Below are 17,002 nucleotides of genomic sequence, written 5' to 3'. Positions count from 1 at the left end.
CCATGAGCGAACAGGTGCTTTTCAAGAACCGGCGCGTCGACTGCCGCCCCGCCAGCCTCGCGGACTACCGTGCGGGCGGGGGCTACGAGGCCCTGACAAAGGCGGTGCGGACCATGACCCCGGACGAGGTCATAAAAGTGGTCATGGACTCCGGGCTGCGCGGCCGGGGCGGGGCCGGGTTCCCCACGGGGCGCAAGTGGAGCTTCGTGCGCAAGGACGCGCCCCATCCGCGCTACATCCAGTGCAACACCGACGAGATGGAGCCCGGCACCTTCAAGGACCGCATCCTGGTCAACACCGACCCCCACCTGGTCATCGAGGGCATCGTCCTGTGCGGCTACGCGGTCCAGGCGGACCACGGCGTGTTCTTCATCCGGCCGTCCTACGACGCGGACGCCCGGCTGCTGGAGCGGGAACTGGAAGTGGCCCGGGAGGCCGGGCTGCTGGGCAAAAACATCCTGGGCAGCGATTTTTCCTTCGACATCGACGTGCACCGCAGCGCCGGGCGGTATATCTGCGGCGAGAGCTCGGCCCAGGCCAACGCCATCATGGGCAAGCGGCCCAACCCGGACAAGAACAGTCACATGACCGACTCGGGGTTGTGGGGGCTGCCCACCGTGGTCAACAACGTGGAGACCCTGGCCTCGGTCCCGTCCATCCTGCGCAACGGGGTGGAGTGGTTCCAGACCCTGGCCGCGTCGCCCACCGGGGACGGCACCAAGCTCTACTCCGTGAGCGGCGAGGTGGCCGAGCCCGGCTGCTTCGAGTTGCCGGGCGGCACCAGGCTGGGGGACATCATCTTCGGGGCGGCCGGGGGTATGCTGCCGGGGGCCGAGTTCAAGACCTGCCTGCCGGGCGGCACGTCCACCAGCTTCGTGGCCCGGGAGCACCTGGAGACGCCCATGGACTTCGACTCCATGAAAAAGGCCGGATTGTCCCTGGGCACCGGGTCGGTCATCGTCTTCGACAAGAACACCTGCCTGGTCCAGGCGACCATCAACATCCTGGCCTATTTCGCCCGTGAGTCCTGCGGCTGGTGCACCCCGTGCCGCGAGGGCATCCCCTACATGAAGCACATTCTCGAACGCATCGAGGCGGGCGAGGCCGGGGAGCGCGACGTGGAGCTTCTGCAACGGGTGGCCGACGGCATGGAGCATGCTTACTGCGGCTTCGCCCCGGGCGCGGCCATGCCGGTCCACGGCCTGCTCAAACATTTCCGGGACGAGGTCCGTGAACACCTGGACGGCCGGGGCTGCCCGTTTGTGGGCGAAGGCGTGGCCAAGCCCGGCTTGTGGACGTCCCTTGACCGGGATGAAACGGTCCCCGATGAAGCGGATTCGGAAGGGAGGGACGGCTGATGCCCAGGCTGACCATTGACGGGCGAGCGGTGGAGGTGCCCGCGGGCACCAAGGTCATCGACGCCGCCGAACAACTGGGCATCATGATCCCCCGGTTCTGCTACCTCAAGTCCCTGGGCGCGGTGGGGGCCTGCCGCATGTGCGCGGTCAAATTTCTGGAAGGGCACAAGAAGGACCTGGACATGAGCTGCATGGTCGACGCGCGCGACGGGATGGTCGTGTCCACCGACCACCCGGATGCCGTGGCCTTCCGAGCCCAGGTCATCGAGTGGCTGATGCTCGACCATCCCCACGACTGCCCCATCTGCGACGAGGGCGGGCACTGCCTGCTCCAGGACACCACCGTGTCCGGCGGCCACTCCCTGCGCAACTACCGGGGACCCAAACGGACCTATGAAAACCAGTATCTCGGCCCGCTCATCGAGCACGAGATGAACCGCTGCATCCACTGCTACCGCTGCGTGCGCTTCTACCGGGAATACGCCGGTGGCACGGACTTCGGCACCTTCGGCATCGCCGGGCGGGTGACCTACCAGCGGTTCGAGCCGGGGAGGCTGGAATCGCCGTTTTCCGGCAACCTGGGCGAGATCTGCCCCACCGGCACCCTGACCGACAAGCCGTCCCGGTACCGCGCCCGGCGCTGGGACCTGGAGCGCAAGCCGTCGGTCTGCACGCACTGCTCGCTCGGCTGCAATACTTTGGCAGCCGTGCGCTACCGCGAGGTCCTGCGCGTGGAGAACCGCTTGAACGAGGCCATTAACGGCGATTTCCTGTGCGACCGGGGCCGCTACGGCTTCGGCTACGCCTCCATGCCCGAACGCCCGCGCACCGCGTTGGTGGACGGGCGGTCCGTGTCTCCCGAAGAAGGGACGGGGGCCGCCATGGATCGGCTCAAGGCGATTATCGCCGCCCACGGTCCCGAATCCGTGGCCGTGCACGCGTCGTCCCGATGCACCTTGGAAGATCTGTTCGCGGCCAAGCGGCTGGCGGACGGATTGGGCGTGCCCGCGCCGAGCTTTTTCCTGACCGAGGACGAGCGGCTCGCCTGCCTGAACGTCGCCGCGAGCCTGGACGCGGACCTGGCCTGGAACCTGGAACAGGTCCGCAAGGCCGACATGGTCCTGGTTCTGGGGGCCGATCCCCTGAGCGAAGCGCCCATGGCCGCCCTGGCCGTCCGCCAGGCGGCCCGGTCCGGGGCCACGGTGGCCGTGCTCGACCCCCGGCCCGTGGACCTGCCCTGCGAACCGATCAAATTGCCCGTGCGGCGCGGGCTCTTGCCCGTTGTCCTGGCGAAGCTCCTTGGGCGCGCCTTCATTGAGGCGGATTTTCAGGGCGAGGCGCTGGCCTTCTGGAGGGAATTGCAATCCATAACGGAAGGGCGGGCCGAGGATTTCAGCGAATTGAGCGCCGAATTGGACGAGGTCGCCCACGCCCTGGCCCGGGCCGAGCGTCCGGTGGTGGTCTGCTCGGCCACGGCCATGCCCGCCCAGTGGCCGGTCCTGGCTGCCGGGGTGGCCCGGCTGTTGCGCCGCAAGGGCGGCGATGACCGGGTCGAGGTCCGCTCCGGGCTGTTCTGCCTCCTGCCGCGCGCCGACTCCCTGGGCGCGGCCCTGCTCGCGGGTGGCGACGGAGCCAGCCTGGAAGGGCGGCTGATGCCCGGCGGCGACGGGCGGGGCGTCAAGGCGTTCGTCTGCATCGGGGCCGATCCGCTGGGTGAATATCCCGGCGTGCAGGCCATGGAAGAAGCGGTGGGCAAGCTCGATCTGCTGGTCTGCGTGGATTGCGCCCCGTCGGCTACGTGGAGCAAGGCCCAAGTGGCACTGCCCATGAACACGATTTTCGAGACCGGCGGCTGCCTGGTGGACAACCACGGGTCGCTGCAACGCGCCGAACCGGTCTTTGCCGGGGGCCTGCCCGTGATTCAGGACGGCCATGGCTCGCACCCGCCGCGCACGCCCGGGGCCGGAATCCCCGGAAACGACCCGCGCGGCGCGACCGGGTGGATCGATCTGCTCGCGCCCGATGCCGAGGGCCACACCGCGCCGTCTGCGGCCGAAGAACGGTTGCGGACGGCTATGGCCGAGGCCACGGCGGAACGCGGTGTCCCGGTCCTGCCGTCCGAAGCCCCTGTGCGCTTCGGTTCGCTGGATTGGCTGGCCCCGTTTGTCACGGCCGGGCAGGAGGAAGGACGATGCGACGTGCTGGTCACGGGCTCCACCTTTGGCGCGGACCGGCTGGCCAACCTCGGCGAGCCCGGCGAGACGCTGTTGCCCGATCCCCGCGTGCTCATGCACCCCCTGGACGCGGCGGCCATGCGTTTCGAGGAAGGACAGACCATCCTGATCCCGTTGGCCCAGGGCGTGGCCCGGACCGTGCTGCGCCGCCGGGAGGACATGGCCCGGAACACGGTGGTCCTGCCCAGGACGCCCGGCTCGGGCTGGCGGTTCGCCGGAGGCATGGCCGCGACCATTTCCATGAACCGGCTGTGGCGGGAGCAGGGTGACGAGGACCGGGCGGCCATGGCGCGGGCCGACACGGACGACAGCTGCCCCGGAGGGAACCTGTGATGGGCGAGGAATTCCTGCTCGGATTGACGGTGCTGGTCATCAAGAGCGCGGTGGTGCTCCTGGTGGTCCTGACCCTGGCCGCGTACATGGTCCTGTTCGAGCGCAAGCTGCTCGGGCGCATGCAGCTGCGCTACGGCCCCAACCGCGTGGGCCCCTACGGCTCCCTGCAACTGCTGGCCGACGGCGTCAAACTGCTGCTCAAGGAGGACCTGGTCCCGGACGGGGCGGACCGGGTGCTCTTCTTCCTGGCTCCGGGCATCCTGACCTTCACCACCCTGGCCGTGTTCGCCCTGGTCCCGTTCGGCGGGAATATCGAACTCTTCGGCCGGACCGTGCCCCTGGTCATCGGCGACACGGACATCGGGGTCCTGGTCTTCCTGGCCCTGTCGTCCATCGGCGTGTACAGCGTGGCCCTGGGGGGCTGGGCCTCCAACAACAAGTTCTCGCTCATCGGGTCCGTGCGCGGCGTGGCCCAGATGGTCAGCTACGAACTGCCCCTGTCCCTGTCCCTGGTCCCGGTCTTCATGCTCGCCGGCTCGCTCAGCCTGACCGACATCGTCGACGCCCAGGCGGACTATCCCTTCATCCTGGTCCAGCCCGTGGCCGCCCTGATCTTCTTCGTCTGCGGCCTGGCCGAGTCCAAGCGCATCCCGTTCGACATCCCCGAGGGCGAGAACGAGCTCCAGGCAGGGTTCCACACCGAGTACAGCGGCATGCGCTTCGCCCTGTTCTTCCTGGGCGAGTACGTGAACATGATCCTGCTCGGCGCGCTCATGGCCGTCTTCTTCCTGGGCGGCTGGCGCGGCCCGTGGCTGCCCGGTCCGGTCTGGCTGCTGCTCAAGATCATGATCGTCCCCTTCCTGCTCATCTGGACCCGGGGCACCCTGCCCAGGCTGCGCTACGACCAGCTCATGCACTTCTGCTGGAAAATCCTCATGCCCCTGGCCCTGGTCAACGTCATCGTCACCGGCGCGGTCATGGCCGCCCTGCACTGACCTTCCGTTTCATCCACAGGAAAAAGGGGGTTGCGGGACAGTCCCGCAACCCCCTTTGTTCGTTTCCGGGCCGGTCTAATGCGCCTGGCCGCTGATGTCCTCGTAGGGGCCGAAGCGCTTGTCCATGGGAATGGTCAGGATTTTGCCGCCGTCCAGAGGCAGTTTGTCGAACCGGACGAGGCGGTAGTTCTGGTTCTCGTAGGTGCGCACGTACAGCCCCTTTCGCGCCAGATCGTAGACCGTGGTCCATTGGGTGTAGTCGTATTCCGGCTTGCCGTCGGCCCCGACGCCGCGTGAGACGCCCTTGGCGATGGCAAACCCGGCAATGAGGTTCATGCCCAGGTTGACGGCCCCGTCGGCGTCGTCCGGTTGCAGGGCCGAATTGGCGAGAACGGCCGCGCGGACGAAGCGGGACGGGGGGGTGAAGTCGCCGGGCAGGCCGAGCAGGCCCGTGCCCTCGCCCAGCGGCCGGACCTCGTAACCACCGAGTTTGGCGGATTTTACGTTGTCGGGGTTCAGGTTCATGTACTGGCGTAGGTTGGTCAGATGCCAGCCGAAGGAGGGCGCGTTGGTGAACACGCCCACCGGGTTGTCGCGGATGGTCACCTTGCCGTCGATGGATTCGATGACCGCCGCCTTGCCCGTGGCGTCCATGACGTACCAGTGGGCCAGGGGGACCGTGCGCAGGGCCTCGACCCGCAGACCGGCGATGGTGATGCCGGGCAGGGCGGCCTTGATCTCGTCCACGGTGGCGAAGTTCGTCAGCACCCACGGGACGAAGTACATCTGGGCCACGGTGCGCGGGTAGTCGGTGGGCTGCACGTCCGGGAATTCCGACTCCCCCTCGGTCATCCAGAAGCCGCCAGCGTACAGCCCCTTCTCGTTCATGCCCTCGATGGGCAGGGGCAGCCCCCAGGCGGTGGGCCCGACAAAGGCGTGCTTGGCGGTCCAGCGCAACCCTTGGGCCTTGTCCGGCGCGCCGGAAGTCCACTGCATGCCGCGCTGGGCGACCATCAGGGCGGACCCGATGTCGCTGCCAAATTCCAGGGAACGGGCCCAGGCAACCGACCCGTCCTTTGCCACGACCCGCATTCCGGTGCAGGCGGACGCGTCGGCCGTGACGGCCGGCATCCAGGAGAAGATCGAAAGAAACACGGCGAACAATGCGATGCGCTGAACGGGCATGGCGTAACTCCTGTAAGGTGTTGCGACGAGAATCCCCAAGAATCCTTCAAGGGTATTTCAGATATTGGTATCAGATCAGTGATATCTGTCAACGCGCTCATACGTGGACAATGAAAAAAGGCCCTACGCGCTCGGCGTAAGGCCTTGTATTTCCTTGGCGTCCCCAAGGGGATTTGAACCCCTGTTAACGGCGTGAAAGGCCGCCGTCCTGGACCAGGCTAGACGATGGGGACGCGGGTCGCGAAGGGACGGCTTGGCCGGGCAAGAGCCCGTGACGGCCGGGCCGCTTCGATCGCGGAACCGGCCTTCTGGCATAAAACCCGGTCCGGGGCAAGTCTTTTCGAACCTGCCGGTTGAGGGACGGCCGGACTTATGTCCTTTTTTCACAAACAAAATCGACTGTTCTTCGCTGTTCGGGAAATCCGAACAAAAATAATGTGAAATTATGAACGAAGGCTCTACGCTGCCGTTCCCTGCCGTTTGTCCCTATTGTCTGTTAAACTAAAGGGTCGCTGTGTTGTGCTTGCAGACGACGCTTTTCATTACCGAGAGAGGACGGGCATATCCTGGAGGGGGGACTGTCCAATTATCTGGAGAGGTTACAATATGAGCATCAGATACAAGATCCTGTTGCCGACCATCCCGCTGGTTTTGCTGATCGGGTGTGTCGGCTATTTCCTGTTGACCGGCCAGTTCGGCGCGTTGAGGACCTCGTTCGCCGAAATGCTGGTCGGCAACGCGGCCAAGACCCTGGAGCAGAACACCGAGGAAGCCGCGGTGCGGGCCGAGGAGGAAGCGGCCCTGTTCAGCCGCCTGCCTTCGGTTATCCAGGCATTTTCCCTGGCCCACCAGGGCGATATCGACGACGAGTCCGATCCGGTGGTGCAGGGCGCCCGGGAGGCCCTGCGCGGCCAGCTGGCGCCCGCCCTGGGCGGATACAAGGACGCCATGGGCGAAAAGCTCAGGCTGCACTTCCACCTGCCCAACGGGCGTAGCCTGGCTCGCATGTGGCGCGACAAGCAGGCCAAGCGCAACGGCAAGTGGGTGGACGTGTCCGACGACATTTCCAGCTTCCGCAAGACCGTCCTGGACGTGAACCGCGACGGCAGGCCCCGCCGCGGTATCGAGCCCGGGCGCGGCGGCTTCGCCATCCGGGGTGTGGTGGCGGTCAAGGACGCCTCGGGCCACCAGCTCGGTTCGGTCGAGGTGCTCAAGAGCTACGACGACGTCTTCAAACTCTTCGAGGACGAGGAAGGCAGTTTCTATACCCTGTACATGGACGCTTCCCTGCTCCCGACCACCACCAACCTCCAGGACCCCGCGAAATATCCCCTGATCGGCAAGGCCTACGTCCGCGTGGCGGGCAAGGAAAACGCCGACCTGGACGCCCGCGTCACGCCCGACCAGCTGCGCAGGGCCGTCGACGGCCAGTACGTGGCCATCGAGGGCGACTACGCCGTGGTCTACCTGCCGGTGAAGGACTACCAGGGCAAGCCCATCGGCGTGATCACCCTGGCCCGCGACATCTCGGTCCAGAACGCCATCCTGGACAGCGCCGTGGTCCTGGTCCTGGTCCTCTTCGCCCTGGCCGTGCTCGTGCCCATCCTCACCCTGCTCGGGGTCATGCGCTATGCCGTGTTCAGGCCCCTGAACCGCATCCGCGACCTGGCCGAGCAGGTCTCGCGCGGCAACCTTGCCCAGGGCGAGACCGTGACCAGCCGCGACGAGATCGGGGCCATCCACCGGTCCGTCAGCCGCATTCCGGTCAATCTCTCCGCGCTCATCGACGACTGCGAGGCCACGGCCCGCGAGGTCGCGCGCGGGGTGGTCCGCGCGCGCGGCGACGCCGACCGTTACGAGGGGGCCTACGCCCAACTCATCCAGAGCATGAACCGGGTGGCCGACACCTACACCGCCACCTTCGATTCCTTCCCGTTCCCGATCTTCACCGTGGACCGCGACCACAACCTGCTCTTCGTCAACCAGCACGCCGAGGAGATCGCCGGGCGCGACAGTTCCCGGCTGTTGGGGTCGCCGTGCAGCAGCGTCTTCAACACCGACATCTGCAAGACCGGGGACTGCGTCTGCACCCAGGCCATGCAGACCATGGAACGGGCCGTGGGCAACACCCGGGGCAGGCTCGAGGCGGGCGAAGTGGACATCAAGGGCTACGCCAGCCCCCTGCTCGACGAGAAGAACCGCGTTGTCGGGGCGCTCGAGGTCATCGTGGACCAGACCGACATCCTCGATTCGCAGCGCAAGATGCAGCACGTGGCCGATCAGGCCGGCAGGTTGTCCGAGCGCATGACCTCCGCTTCGCAGCAGCTCCTTGAGCGCGTGGAGGAGTCCCGTCAGGGGGCCGGGGAGCAGAGCGCCCGCGCCACCGAAACGGCCACGGCCATGGAGGAGATGAACGCCACCGTGCTCGAGGTCGCCCGCAACGCCAACGAGGCCGCGCTCAACGCCGACCAGGCCGAGGGCCAGGCCCGGGCCGGGCGCGACGTGGTGGTCAAGGTGGTCTCCTCGGTCAACGAGGTCCAGGAACTCGCCTCCCTGCTGCGCGACAACATGGGCGAACTCGGCAGCCAGGCCGATGACATCGGCCGGGTCATGACCGTGATCAACGACATCGCGGACCAGACCAATCTGCTGGCGCTCAACGCGGCCATCGAGGCCGCCCGCGCGGGCGACGCCGGACGCGGGTTCGCCGTGGTCGCCGACGAGGTCCGCAAGCTGGCCGAAAAGACCATGGTGGCCACCACCGAGGTGGGCAGCGCCATCGGGGCCATCCAGACCATGGCTCAGCGCAACGTCATCGAGACCGACAAGGTCGCTCGCGTGGTCGAGACCTGCACCGCCCTGGCCGAGGAAGCGGGCAAATCACTGGCCGAGATCGTCGATTTCTCGCGCGATTCGGTTCGTCAGGTCCAGGGCATCGCCGCCGCGGCCGAGGAGCAGTCCGCCACCTCGGAACAGATCACCCAGGCCACCGAGGACATGCACCGCATCTCCCAGAACACCAGCCAGGCCATGACCCAGTCCGTCCAGGCCTGCAGCGAACTGACCGCCATCGCCAAGGAACTCGACGGCCTCATCAACGAACTCGGCTCCGCCTAGGCGGTGCCTCCGGCGGCCGGGAGAAGGGGGAAAGGAAACCCTTTGAAAAGGGCTTTCCTTTCCCCCTTCCCCCGGACCCCCATCCCCCTTTCCTTCCTAAACTTTTTATGGCCGCTTCGCGGAGTGCGCGGGCGGTGACGGGTGCTGTCGCGCCTGGGCCTGTCGGGCTTGACGACGCGGCGGTCGGAGGAGGGGAGTTGCGCATGTACTCCGGGCGCGCGCTGTGGTATTGCCTGTGGTATCGGAACCATACGAGGTCGGCACTATGGCATTGCGCGTTATCGAGATCGTCACGCCCCGTTCGGACAAGGACGAGGTCAAGAAATCCCTGGAGGAGCACCAGCCCGACGCGGGCTACGTGTTCTGGGCCTCGCCGCTCGACGACGGCGAGTCCCTGTCCTTCCGCGTGGTCCTGGACGTGGCCGAGACCGCCAACGTCATGGACGAGTTGGAGGAACTGTTCGCCTGGACCGACAAATACCGCATCGTGGTCTATTCCGCCGAGGCCACCCTGCCCCGGTTGGACAAGCTGGCCCTGGAAGAGGAAGAGGAGGAGGGGAGCGATTCCTCCGGGGAGGACAATGGCGGCCAGGCCGCCGTCAGCCGCGAGGAGCTCTATGCAGACGTCCTGGACACGAGCCTGCTCTCCAAGCACTACGTCATGCTCGTCCTGTTCTCCTCCCTGGTGGGCATCATCGGGCTTATGCGCGACAATGTGGCCATCATCATCGGGGCCATGGTCCTGGCTCCGCTCCTCGGGCCCAACGTGGGGTTGTCGCTGGCCACCACGCTGGGCGACGCCAAGCTCAGCCGGGCGGCGCTGAAGACCCTGGCCGTGGGCGTGCTCCTGTGCTTCGCCCTGTCCGCCGGTGTCGGACTGGCCCTGGGCGTGCCCGAGATGACCCACGAACTGTCCGTGCGCAGCATGACCTCCTATTCGGACATCATCCTGGCCATGGTCTCGGGCGCGGCCGGGATCGTCACCGTCACCCTGGGCGTGCCCACTTCCCTGGTCGGGGTCATGGTCGCCCTGTCACTGCTCCCCCCGCTCATCGCCTGCGGCCTGTTCCTGGGCGCGGGGCTTATGCCCGAGGCGGGCGGCGCGGGCCTGCTCTTCGCGGCCAACATCATCTGCCTCAACCTCGCCGGGGTCGGCACCTTCCTGGTCCAGGGCATCCGCCCCTTGTCCTGGTACGAAAAGGAACGCGCCAAAAAGGCCACCCTGCATGCGGCCCTCGTCTGGACCGTGCTCCTTGCCGCGCTCATCGGCCTGATGTTCCTCAAGACGCACTAGCCGGATAGCCTGGCGGGGACGCCGCCGGGGCCGCTAGGCCAGGGTGATGTTCAGCCGGGTGACGGCATCCCCCTCAAGGGTGAATTCGTGCAGCAGGTCCACCGGGCTGCCGGGAAAGTTCCCGGACACGGTGGTGACCACGGACACCACGGCGCCGTTCCTCTCCGCCGAGCGGGGCTCCTGGACCGGGCGGTACTTGGCGAAGCTCTCCTCCTTCCAGGCGCGGATGGCCGCGCGACCGGCATACAGGTTGTTCTCGTCCTCGACCTCCGCGCCGGGCGCGAAGCAGGCCAGCAAAGCCTCGGCGTCCTGATTGTTGGCGGCGTCGAAATAGGCTTTCACGGTGGGGGGCAGATTCATCATGGCGGTTCTCCTTGGTTTGCAGCGGCGGCGTCATTGCCTCCGCGACTCCATGGATAGGCCGGGCGGCTGACAGGTGTATGTCAGCCTGCCGTCCAGGCTGCCTGCTGACATACCCTTGTCAGTCGCGGGGCGCAGGGTGGAGTCGATTCAACAGGAGGATAACGACATGTTCGCAGTCTATTGTGAGAAGCCCGACAACGAGAACCCGCTGGCCGCCCTGGTGGTCGGGGAGCGCCCCGAGCCCGTGGTCCCCGACGGCTGGGTCCGGGTGCGCGTGACCCACGCCAGCCTGAACCGGCACGACATCTTCACCCTGCGCGGCATCACCGGCCAGGACACCCCCATCCCCTTTCCCATGATCCTGGGCAACGACGCCTCGGGCGTGCTGGACGACGGCACCCCGGTGGTGCTCTACCCGCTGATCACCGGCCCGGACCGCGCGGGCGACGAGACCCTGGACCTCGGCTGGCACGTGCTCAGCGAGAAGGCGCAGGGGACTTTTGCCGACCACGTGGTCGTGCCCAGGCGCAACGCGTTGCCGCTGCCCGATGGGTTGTCGCCGCTCCACGCCTCGGTCATGGGCACGGCCTGGCTCACGGCCTACCGCATGCTGGCGACCAAGTCCGGCCTGCGCCTGGGCCAGACCATGCTGGTCCAGGGGGCCACGGGCGGCGTGTCCACGGCCTTGATCCAACTCGGCCGCGCCTCGGGCATGGAGGTATGGGCGACCAGCCGCGACGCCCGCGGCCTGGACCTGGCGACCGGGCTGGGGGCGCACCGGGGCTTTCTGTCCGGCGAGCCCCTGCCCCGCAAGGCGGATGCGGTCTTCGACAGCGTGGGCAAGGCCACCTGGGCGCATTCGCTCGCGTCGGTCAAACGCGGCGGCACCGTGGTCGCCATGGGCATGACCACCGGGCGGCGCGTGGAAATGGACCTGCTTCCGGTGATCGTCAACCAGCTGACCGTCGCCGGGACCATCATGGGCACCCTGGAGGAGATGCGCGACCTGCTCGGGCTGGTGGTGGGGGCGTCCATCGTCCCGCAGATCGGCGACGTGCTCCCCATGGAGCGGGCCGGAGAGGGCGTCAGGACCATGGTCGAGGGGCGCACGCGCGGCAAGATCGTGTTCACGCGCTAGAGGCTTTTCGGCCGCCGGCCCGGTCAGGCGTGCGGCGATGGTGCGCGGCGGCGGCCTCCGCCCGCTCGGCCAGCATCTGGCGGAGCCGGGGCGGGTCGAGCACGGTGGCCGAAGCGCCGAAGGAGAGCAGCCAGGAGGCGACGGTCTCGAGATCCGGGGTGCGCAGGACCAACTCGCCGCTGTCGGCCTCGATTCGCTCCTCCACCAGCCCCATCCACCATTCCCGCCGGGCCCTGTCCAGGACGTCCGCCTCGAACCGCGCCCGCACCAGCAGGTCCGGGGCGGGCATGTGCTCGCGCACGTAGGCGGCCGGGTCGAACTCCTCGCCCGGGGTGAACCCCTGGGGCAGAATCTCCAGGCCGCGCATCCGGTCGGTGCGGAAATCCCGGAATCCCCCGCGCGACCGGCACCAGGCGATGAGGTGCCAGCGGCCGAGATAGTAGAGCAGGCCGCGCGGCTCGACCTCGCGCGTCTCGGCCTCGGTCTTGCCGTATCCCTGGTATTGGAAGCGCAGGACCCGGTGCGTGCCCAGGGCCCGCTGGATGAGCGAGAGGTCGGCCTGCTCCGGGACGGCGGCCTGGGCGATGCTGGCCATGCTGTTCTCGATCCGGTCCGTCTCGGCCCGTTCGGCGGCGGGCAGGGCGGCCTTGATCTTCCGCAGGGCCGTTTCCATGTGCCTGCGGAAGTCCGGGGCCGCATGGCGCTGCAGAAGCAGGCCGCCGGTGACCAGGGCGAAGGCCTCGGCCTTGGTGAAGTTCACGGGCGGCAGACTGTACCCCTTCATCAGGGAGTAGCCCACGCCCGACTCGGCCAGGATGGGCACCCCCACCTCGCCCAGGGCCTTGAGGTCGCGGTAGATGGTCCGCACGCTCAGGCCGAAGTGGTCGGCCATGTCCGCCGCCGTGGCATAGCGCCTGGATTGCAGATAGAGGATCAGCCCCTGCAGTCGCTCGATTCGATTCACCTGACCTCCCGACGGGAGCATGCAGCCTGAAAGCCGCCTGCCCGTTTGTGTTGAACGGCCGTTTCGACAACGCCGCCACGGTACCGTCCCGGAGCCGTTGTGGCAAATGCGACAGGGACTTTGGAAATAGTCCGGCTTCCCCATAAAAGTGTCGGCCCGGCGGTGGGGCCGGGCCGACGGTACTGAGGGTCCACGCCCCCTTATCGGGGGCACGGGGGTTGTCTAGGAGCGCATGGTCCGGATCGGCCTGCCCAGCTTGGCCAGGAACTGCTTTCTGGTCAGGGAATCGGGCATGACGTCCGAGGCGTCGGCCTCCAGGTAGTCGTAGTAGCTCGCCGGATCGACCGCGGCCAGATAGATGACCCGGGTCTCCTCCGGGTCCACCAGCATGGCGTCGGGGTATTTCTCCTGGGCGGCGGCCAGCCGTTCCTCGGCCAGCTTGAGCATGTCCTCGCGGTCGCCGAAGTTCATGGTCCCGGTGGGGCAGGCCTGGACGCAGGCCGGGAGTTTGCCCGCCCGGACCCGGTCGATGCACATGTCGCACTTGTTCACCACCTTGGTCTCGGGATCCACCCTGGGGATGTCGTAGGGGCAGGCCATGCGGATGGATTCGCCGTCCTCCTTGGCCGTCAGTTCGGTGTAGACCACGGCCCCGGTCTCCTTGTCGTGGAGGATCGCCTCGGGGTTGTCGGGCACGGTGGAGCAGGGGGCCTCCAGACAGTGGCGGCACTGTTCCGGGAAGAACAGCCAGCGCAGGGTGCCGTTGTCCACGACCTCGGAGAAGCGGACGAGCCGGATGGTCTTGGACGACAGGTCCTTGGGGTTCTGGTACGAACCCCAGTTGATGGTCTTCTCGGCCGGGAGCTTCTTCCATTGCTTGCAGGCGATCTGGCAGCCCCGGCACGCCGTGCAGCGGGTCAGATCGACCAGGAATGATTTACCGTTCATAGCGTTCTCCTTACATCTTGCGGACGTTGGCCACGAAGACCTTGGTTTCGGGGATGCCGGTGTTGGGGTCGCCCACGGACGGGGTCAGCAGGTTGGACGAATCGCCGCCCCCGCCGTCGTGGGGCATCTGCCAGCCGAAGCACCACGGCATGCCGAGCTGGTACACGGTCTTGCCCATGATCTTCAGCGGGTGCATCCGCTTGGTGACCATGGCGATGGCCCAGATGTTGCCCCGGATGGACTCGACCATGACCTTTTCGCCGTTCTCGATGCCCTTTTCCTTGGCGAGCTCCTCGCTCATCTCCACGAACATCTGCGGCATGGTCTCGAGCAGCCACGGGGTGTGGCGGGTCATCAGACCGGTCTGCCAGTGCTCGGTCACGCGGTAGGTCGTGGCCACGTACGGGTACTTGGGATCGGCCACGGCCATGGGTTCGCGGGCGAAGCGCAGGGCCGTGGGGTTGTTCAGCTGGCTCGAGAACTCGTGCGCCTTGAACGGGGTCTCCATGGGCTCGTAGTGCTCGGGGAAGGGACCGTCGGCCCGGCCCGGTCCGAAGACGTGGCCGTGGCCGTGGGGCTTCATGATGAAGGCGTATTTGGTGCCCGGGGCCCAGCCGCCGTCCGGCACGTCGCCGATCCACTTCTCCCCGTTCCAGATCACCACCGGCTTCTGCGGGGCGTAGGGCTTGCCCGTGTTGTCGCAGGAGGCCCGGTTGTAGATGATCCGACGGTTGACCGGCCAGCACCACGACCAGTTGGGGAACAGCCCGATCTTTGCCTGCTCCGGGGTCTGCTCCGTGCTGCGGCGGGCGGCCCGGTTGCCGTCCTCGGTGTAGGAGTTGCAGTACAGCCAGTTGCCCGAGGCGGTGGAGCCGTCATCCTGGAGCAGGGCGAAGCTCGGCACCAGGGTGCCCTTCCTGTAGGTCTTGCCCTTGATGGTCACGTCCTTGAGGAAGTAGCCGTTGATCAGCTTGGCCACGTTGTGGGCATTGTACTCCCCGTCCTTCTTCCACATCTCCACGGACAGAGACTTGATGGGCTCGGGGAAGGCCCCGCCTTCCTTTGCGTACAGTTTCCGGATGGCCTCGAACAGCTCGGTCATGATGTGGCCGTCGGACTTGGATTCGCCCCTGGGGGTCGGCCCCTGGTAGCGCCACTGCATCCACCGGCCGGAGTTGGTCACGGACCCCTCCTTCTCGATGGACACGCAGCACGGCAGGAAGAAGACCTCGGTCTTGATCTGCTTGGGATCGACGCCCGGGCCGCGCCAGAAGGAGCCGGTCTCGTTGTCGAAGATGTTGACGTTGACCATCCAGTCCAGGTTGGCCATGGCCCTGCGGTTCTTGCCCGCGTTGGCTCCGCCGCAGGCCGGGTTCATGCCCCAGGCGAAGAGTCCGGTGAACGCCTTCTTGTCCATGTGCTCGAACAACTGGAGCCAGGTGTAGGTCTCGCCGTCCTCGGCCTTGGGCAGCCAGTGGTAGCCGTCGTCCAGCGAGGCCTCGGGATACATGGCCTTGAGGAAGCTGGCCATGTACTTGGGATAGTACTGCCACCAGGCCGCGCTCTTGGGGTCCTTGGCTCCTTCCAGGTGCGGCTTGGCCTTGGCGGTCACGTATTTTTCATACGAGTCGAGGGCCGCGTTGGGGGTGGCCAGGTAGCCGGGCAGGATGTGCCACAGCAGACAGTGGTCCGTGGACCCCTGGACGTTGGACTCGCCGCGCAGGGCGTTGACCCCGCCCCCGGCCACGCCGATGTTGCCGAGCAGCAGCTGGACCATGGCCATGGTCCGGATGTACTGCACGCCCACGGTGTGCTGGGTCCAGCCCATGGCGTACATGATGGTCCCGGCCTTGTCCGGCTTGCCCGTGGCCGCGAAGAGCTTGTAGAATTCGAGCAGGTTTTCCTTGTCGATGCCCGATGTGCCGACCACCTTGTCCACATCGTAGCGGGCGTAGTGCTTCTTGAGCAGGTTGTAGACGCAGCGGGGATGCTTGAGGGTCGGGTCCTTCTTGGGCAGCCCGTCGGCATCCTTTTCAAAGGCCCACTGGGATTTATCGTAGGACCCGGCGTAGTCCTTGTCGTCGCCGTTCTTGGTGTAGCCGGAGAACAGGCCGTCGTCGAAGGTGAACTTGTCGCCCACGATGAAGGTCGCGTTGGTGTGGCTGACCACGTAGTCGCGCTGGATCAGGTCGTTGTCCAGGATGTACTTGATCAACCCGCCGAGCACGGCGATGTCCGAACCGGCGCGCAGCTGGCAGTACAGGTCGGCCTTGGCCGAGGTGCGGGTGAAGCGCGGGTCCACGTGGATGAGCTTGGCTCCCCGGGTCATGGCCTTGGTCACCCACTTGAAGGAGATGGGGTGGTTTTCTGCGGCGTTGCTGCCCATGACCAGGACGCAGTCGCTGTTGGCGATGTCGTTCCAGTGGTTGGTCATGGCTCCGCGGCCGAAGGTCTCGGCCAGCGCCGCCACGGTGGAGCTGTGGCAGATGCGCGCCTGGTGTTCGATCCAGACCAGGCCCAGGGCGCGGAGCATGGCCTGGAAGGTCCAGCACTCCTCGTTGTCGATGGCCGCCGAGCCGACCGAGGCCAGCCCGTTGCAGCGGTTGACCACCTGTCCCTTGGCGTTCTTTTCGGTGAAGCTCTCGTCGCGCGTCTTCTTGACCCTTTTCGCGATCTCACCCAGCGCCCAGTCCCAGGAGACCTCCTTCCACTCGGACGAGTAGGGAGCGCGGTACAGCGGGCGGGGCGGGCGCTCCCGATTCTCGGCCAACTGCCAGATGGACGCGCCCTTGGCGCAGGTCGCGCCCTCGTTGATGGGATGGTCCGGGTCGCCCTCGACGTTGACGGCCCGCTTGGTCTTGAGGTCGGTGTTGACGATCAGGCCGCAGCCCACGGCGCAATAGCAGCATACCGAGGTGGTCTGCTTGCTCCATTTGGGCTGCAGCATGGCGATCCGGTCCACGGCCTTGGCATCGGCCGCGAATCCCAACCCGCCGAACGCCGACGACGCGGCGGCCACTGCGGCCAGTTTGAGAAAGCTTCTTCTGTTGACGCTCATATCCACTCCTTTGGT

General features: G+C 66.8%; 11 protein-coding genes and 1 tRNA gene. 6 read left to right on the top strand and 6 right to left on the bottom strand.

Annotation, left to right across the window (positions count from 1 at the left end):
- The first annotated feature begins 2 nt into the window (after positions 1–2).
- Genes BerOc1_RS05155 through nuoH form a run of 3 tightly spaced genes read left to right on the top strand, consistent with a single transcriptional unit; the run spans position 3 to position 4,920 of the window.
- Positions 3–1,358, top strand: coding sequence for a complex I 51 kDa subunit family protein (locus BerOc1_RS05155; RefSeq protein ID WP_071544668.1), 1,356 nt, complete (start codon positions 3–5; stop codon positions 1,356–1,358).
- Positions 1,358–3,925 carry an NADH-quinone oxidoreductase subunit NuoG gene (nuoG, locus tag BerOc1_RS05150; RefSeq protein ID WP_071544667.1) on the top strand — a complete coding sequence of 856 codons (2,568 nt, stop codon included), beginning with the start codon at positions 1,358–1,360 and terminating at the stop codon, positions 3,923–3,925. Before BerOc1_RS05155 ends, nuoG begins: the two co-directional genes overlap by 1 nt.
- Positions 3,925–4,920, top strand: a complete 996-nt coding sequence (nuoH, locus tag BerOc1_RS05145; protein WP_071544666.1) for an NADH-quinone oxidoreductase subunit NuoH — start codon at positions 3,925–3,927, stop codon at positions 4,918–4,920. Before nuoG ends, nuoH begins: the two co-directional genes overlap by 1 nt.
- A 75-nt stretch (positions 4,921–4,995) precedes the next feature.
- Here the strand turns inward: nuoH and BerOc1_RS05140 are convergent, their stop codons facing one another.
- On the bottom strand, positions 4,996–6,105 hold the full coding sequence (locus BerOc1_RS05140; RefSeq protein ID WP_084641108.1) for a linear amide C-N hydrolase: 1,110 nt from the start codon (positions 6,103–6,105) through the stop codon (positions 4,996–4,998).
- A 155-nt stretch (positions 6,106–6,260) separates the two neighbouring features.
- A tRNA-Glu gene (locus tag BerOc1_RS05135) sits at positions 6,261–6,338 on the bottom strand.
- 373 nt (positions 6,339–6,711) lie between these two features.
- On the opposite strand from BerOc1_RS05135, the gene BerOc1_RS05130 reads away from it, so the two are divergent.
- Together BerOc1_RS05130 and BerOc1_RS05125 are read left to right on the top strand one after the other, a co-directional pair.
- Positions 6,712–9,222, top strand: coding sequence for a methyl-accepting chemotaxis protein (locus BerOc1_RS05130; protein ID WP_071544665.1), 2,511 nt, complete (start codon positions 6,712–6,714; stop codon positions 9,220–9,222).
- Between the two features lie 265 nt (positions 9,223–9,487).
- A complete protein-coding gene (locus BerOc1_RS05125; protein ID WP_071544664.1) occupies positions 9,488–10,516 on the top strand; it encodes a TIGR00341 family protein in 1,029 nt (342 codons plus the stop codon).
- Positions 10,517–10,549: 33 nt separating this feature from the next.
- Here the strand turns inward: BerOc1_RS05125 and BerOc1_RS05120 are convergent, their stop codons facing one another.
- The gene (locus tag BerOc1_RS05120) at positions 10,550–10,879 is read right to left on the bottom strand and encodes a nuclear transport factor 2 family protein (protein ID WP_071544663.1); all 330 of its coding nucleotides are present in this window, start codon (positions 10,877–10,879) and stop codon (positions 10,550–10,552) included.
- 166 nt (positions 10,880–11,045) lie between these two features.
- Between BerOc1_RS05120 and BerOc1_RS05115 the strand changes: the two genes are divergently transcribed.
- Positions 11,046–12,017 carry a quinone oxidoreductase family protein gene (locus BerOc1_RS05115; protein ID WP_071544662.1) on the top strand — a complete coding sequence of 324 codons (972 nt, stop codon included), beginning with the start codon at positions 11,046–11,048 and terminating at the stop codon, positions 12,015–12,017.
- On the opposite strand, the gene BerOc1_RS05110 is transcribed toward BerOc1_RS05115, so the two are convergent.
- The 3 genes from BerOc1_RS05110 to fdnG all read right to left on the bottom strand — a co-directional run bounded on the left by BerOc1_RS05110 (position 12,007) and on the right by fdnG (position 16,987).
- A complete protein-coding gene (locus BerOc1_RS05110) occupies positions 12,007–12,981 on the bottom strand; it encodes a helix-turn-helix transcriptional regulator (protein WP_071544661.1) in 975 nt (324 codons plus the stop codon). The genes BerOc1_RS05115 and BerOc1_RS05110 overlap by 11 nt on opposite strands.
- A gap of 222 nt (positions 12,982–13,203) precedes the next feature.
- Entirely contained in the window at positions 13,204–13,929 is a 726-nt protein-coding gene (locus BerOc1_RS05105) for a 4Fe-4S dicluster domain-containing protein (protein WP_071544660.1), read from the bottom strand.
- 10 nt (positions 13,930–13,939) lie between these two features.
- Positions 13,940–16,987, bottom strand: coding sequence for a formate dehydrogenase-N subunit alpha (fdnG, locus tag BerOc1_RS05100; protein ID WP_071544659.1), 3,048 nt, complete (start codon positions 16,985–16,987; stop codon positions 13,940–13,942).
- Positions 16,988–17,002: the final 15 nt, after the last annotated feature.

This window comes from Pseudodesulfovibrio hydrargyri, from assembly GCF_001874525.1.
Lineage (GTDB): Bacteria > Desulfobacterota > Desulfovibrionia > Desulfovibrionales > Desulfovibrionaceae > Pseudodesulfovibrio > Pseudodesulfovibrio hydrargyri.
Note: the sequence above shows the minus strand (reverse complement) of the source record. Positions and strands in the feature narration are given on the sequence as shown.

Bases quoted from the DNA above. Each gene is read 5' to 3' on its own strand.
- BerOc1_RS05155 (WP_071544668.1), top strand. From the start codon at position 3: ATGAGCGAACAGGTGCTTTTCAAGAACCGGCGCGTCGACTGCCGCCCC.
- nuoG (WP_071544667.1), top strand. From the start codon at position 1,358: ATGCCCAGGCTGACCATTGACGGGCGAGCGGTGGAGGTGCCCGCGGGC.
- nuoH (WP_071544666.1), top strand. From the start codon at position 3,925: ATGGGCGAGGAATTCCTGCTCGGATTGACGGTGCTGGTCATCAAGAGC.
- BerOc1_RS05140 (WP_084641108.1), bottom strand. From the start codon at position 6,105: ATGCCCGTTCAGCGCATCGCATTGTTCGCCGTGTTTCTTTCGATCTTC.
- BerOc1_RS05130 (WP_071544665.1), top strand. From the start codon at position 6,712: ATGAGCATCAGATACAAGATCCTGTTGCCGACCATCCCGCTGGTTTTG.
- BerOc1_RS05125 (WP_071544664.1), top strand. From the start codon at position 9,488: ATGGCATTGCGCGTTATCGAGATCGTCACGCCCCGTTCGGACAAGGAC.
- BerOc1_RS05120 (WP_071544663.1), bottom strand. From the start codon at position 10,879: ATGATGAATCTGCCCCCCACCGTGAAAGCCTATTTCGACGCCGCCAAC.
- BerOc1_RS05115 (WP_071544662.1), top strand. From the start codon at position 11,046: ATGTTCGCAGTCTATTGTGAGAAGCCCGACAACGAGAACCCGCTGGCC.
- BerOc1_RS05105 (WP_071544660.1), bottom strand. From the start codon at position 13,929: ATGAACGGTAAATCATTCCTGGTCGATCTGACCCGCTGCACGGCGTGC.
- fdnG (WP_071544659.1), bottom strand. From the start codon at position 16,987: ATGAGCGTCAACAGAAGAAGCTTTCTCAAACTGGCCGCAGTGGCCGCC.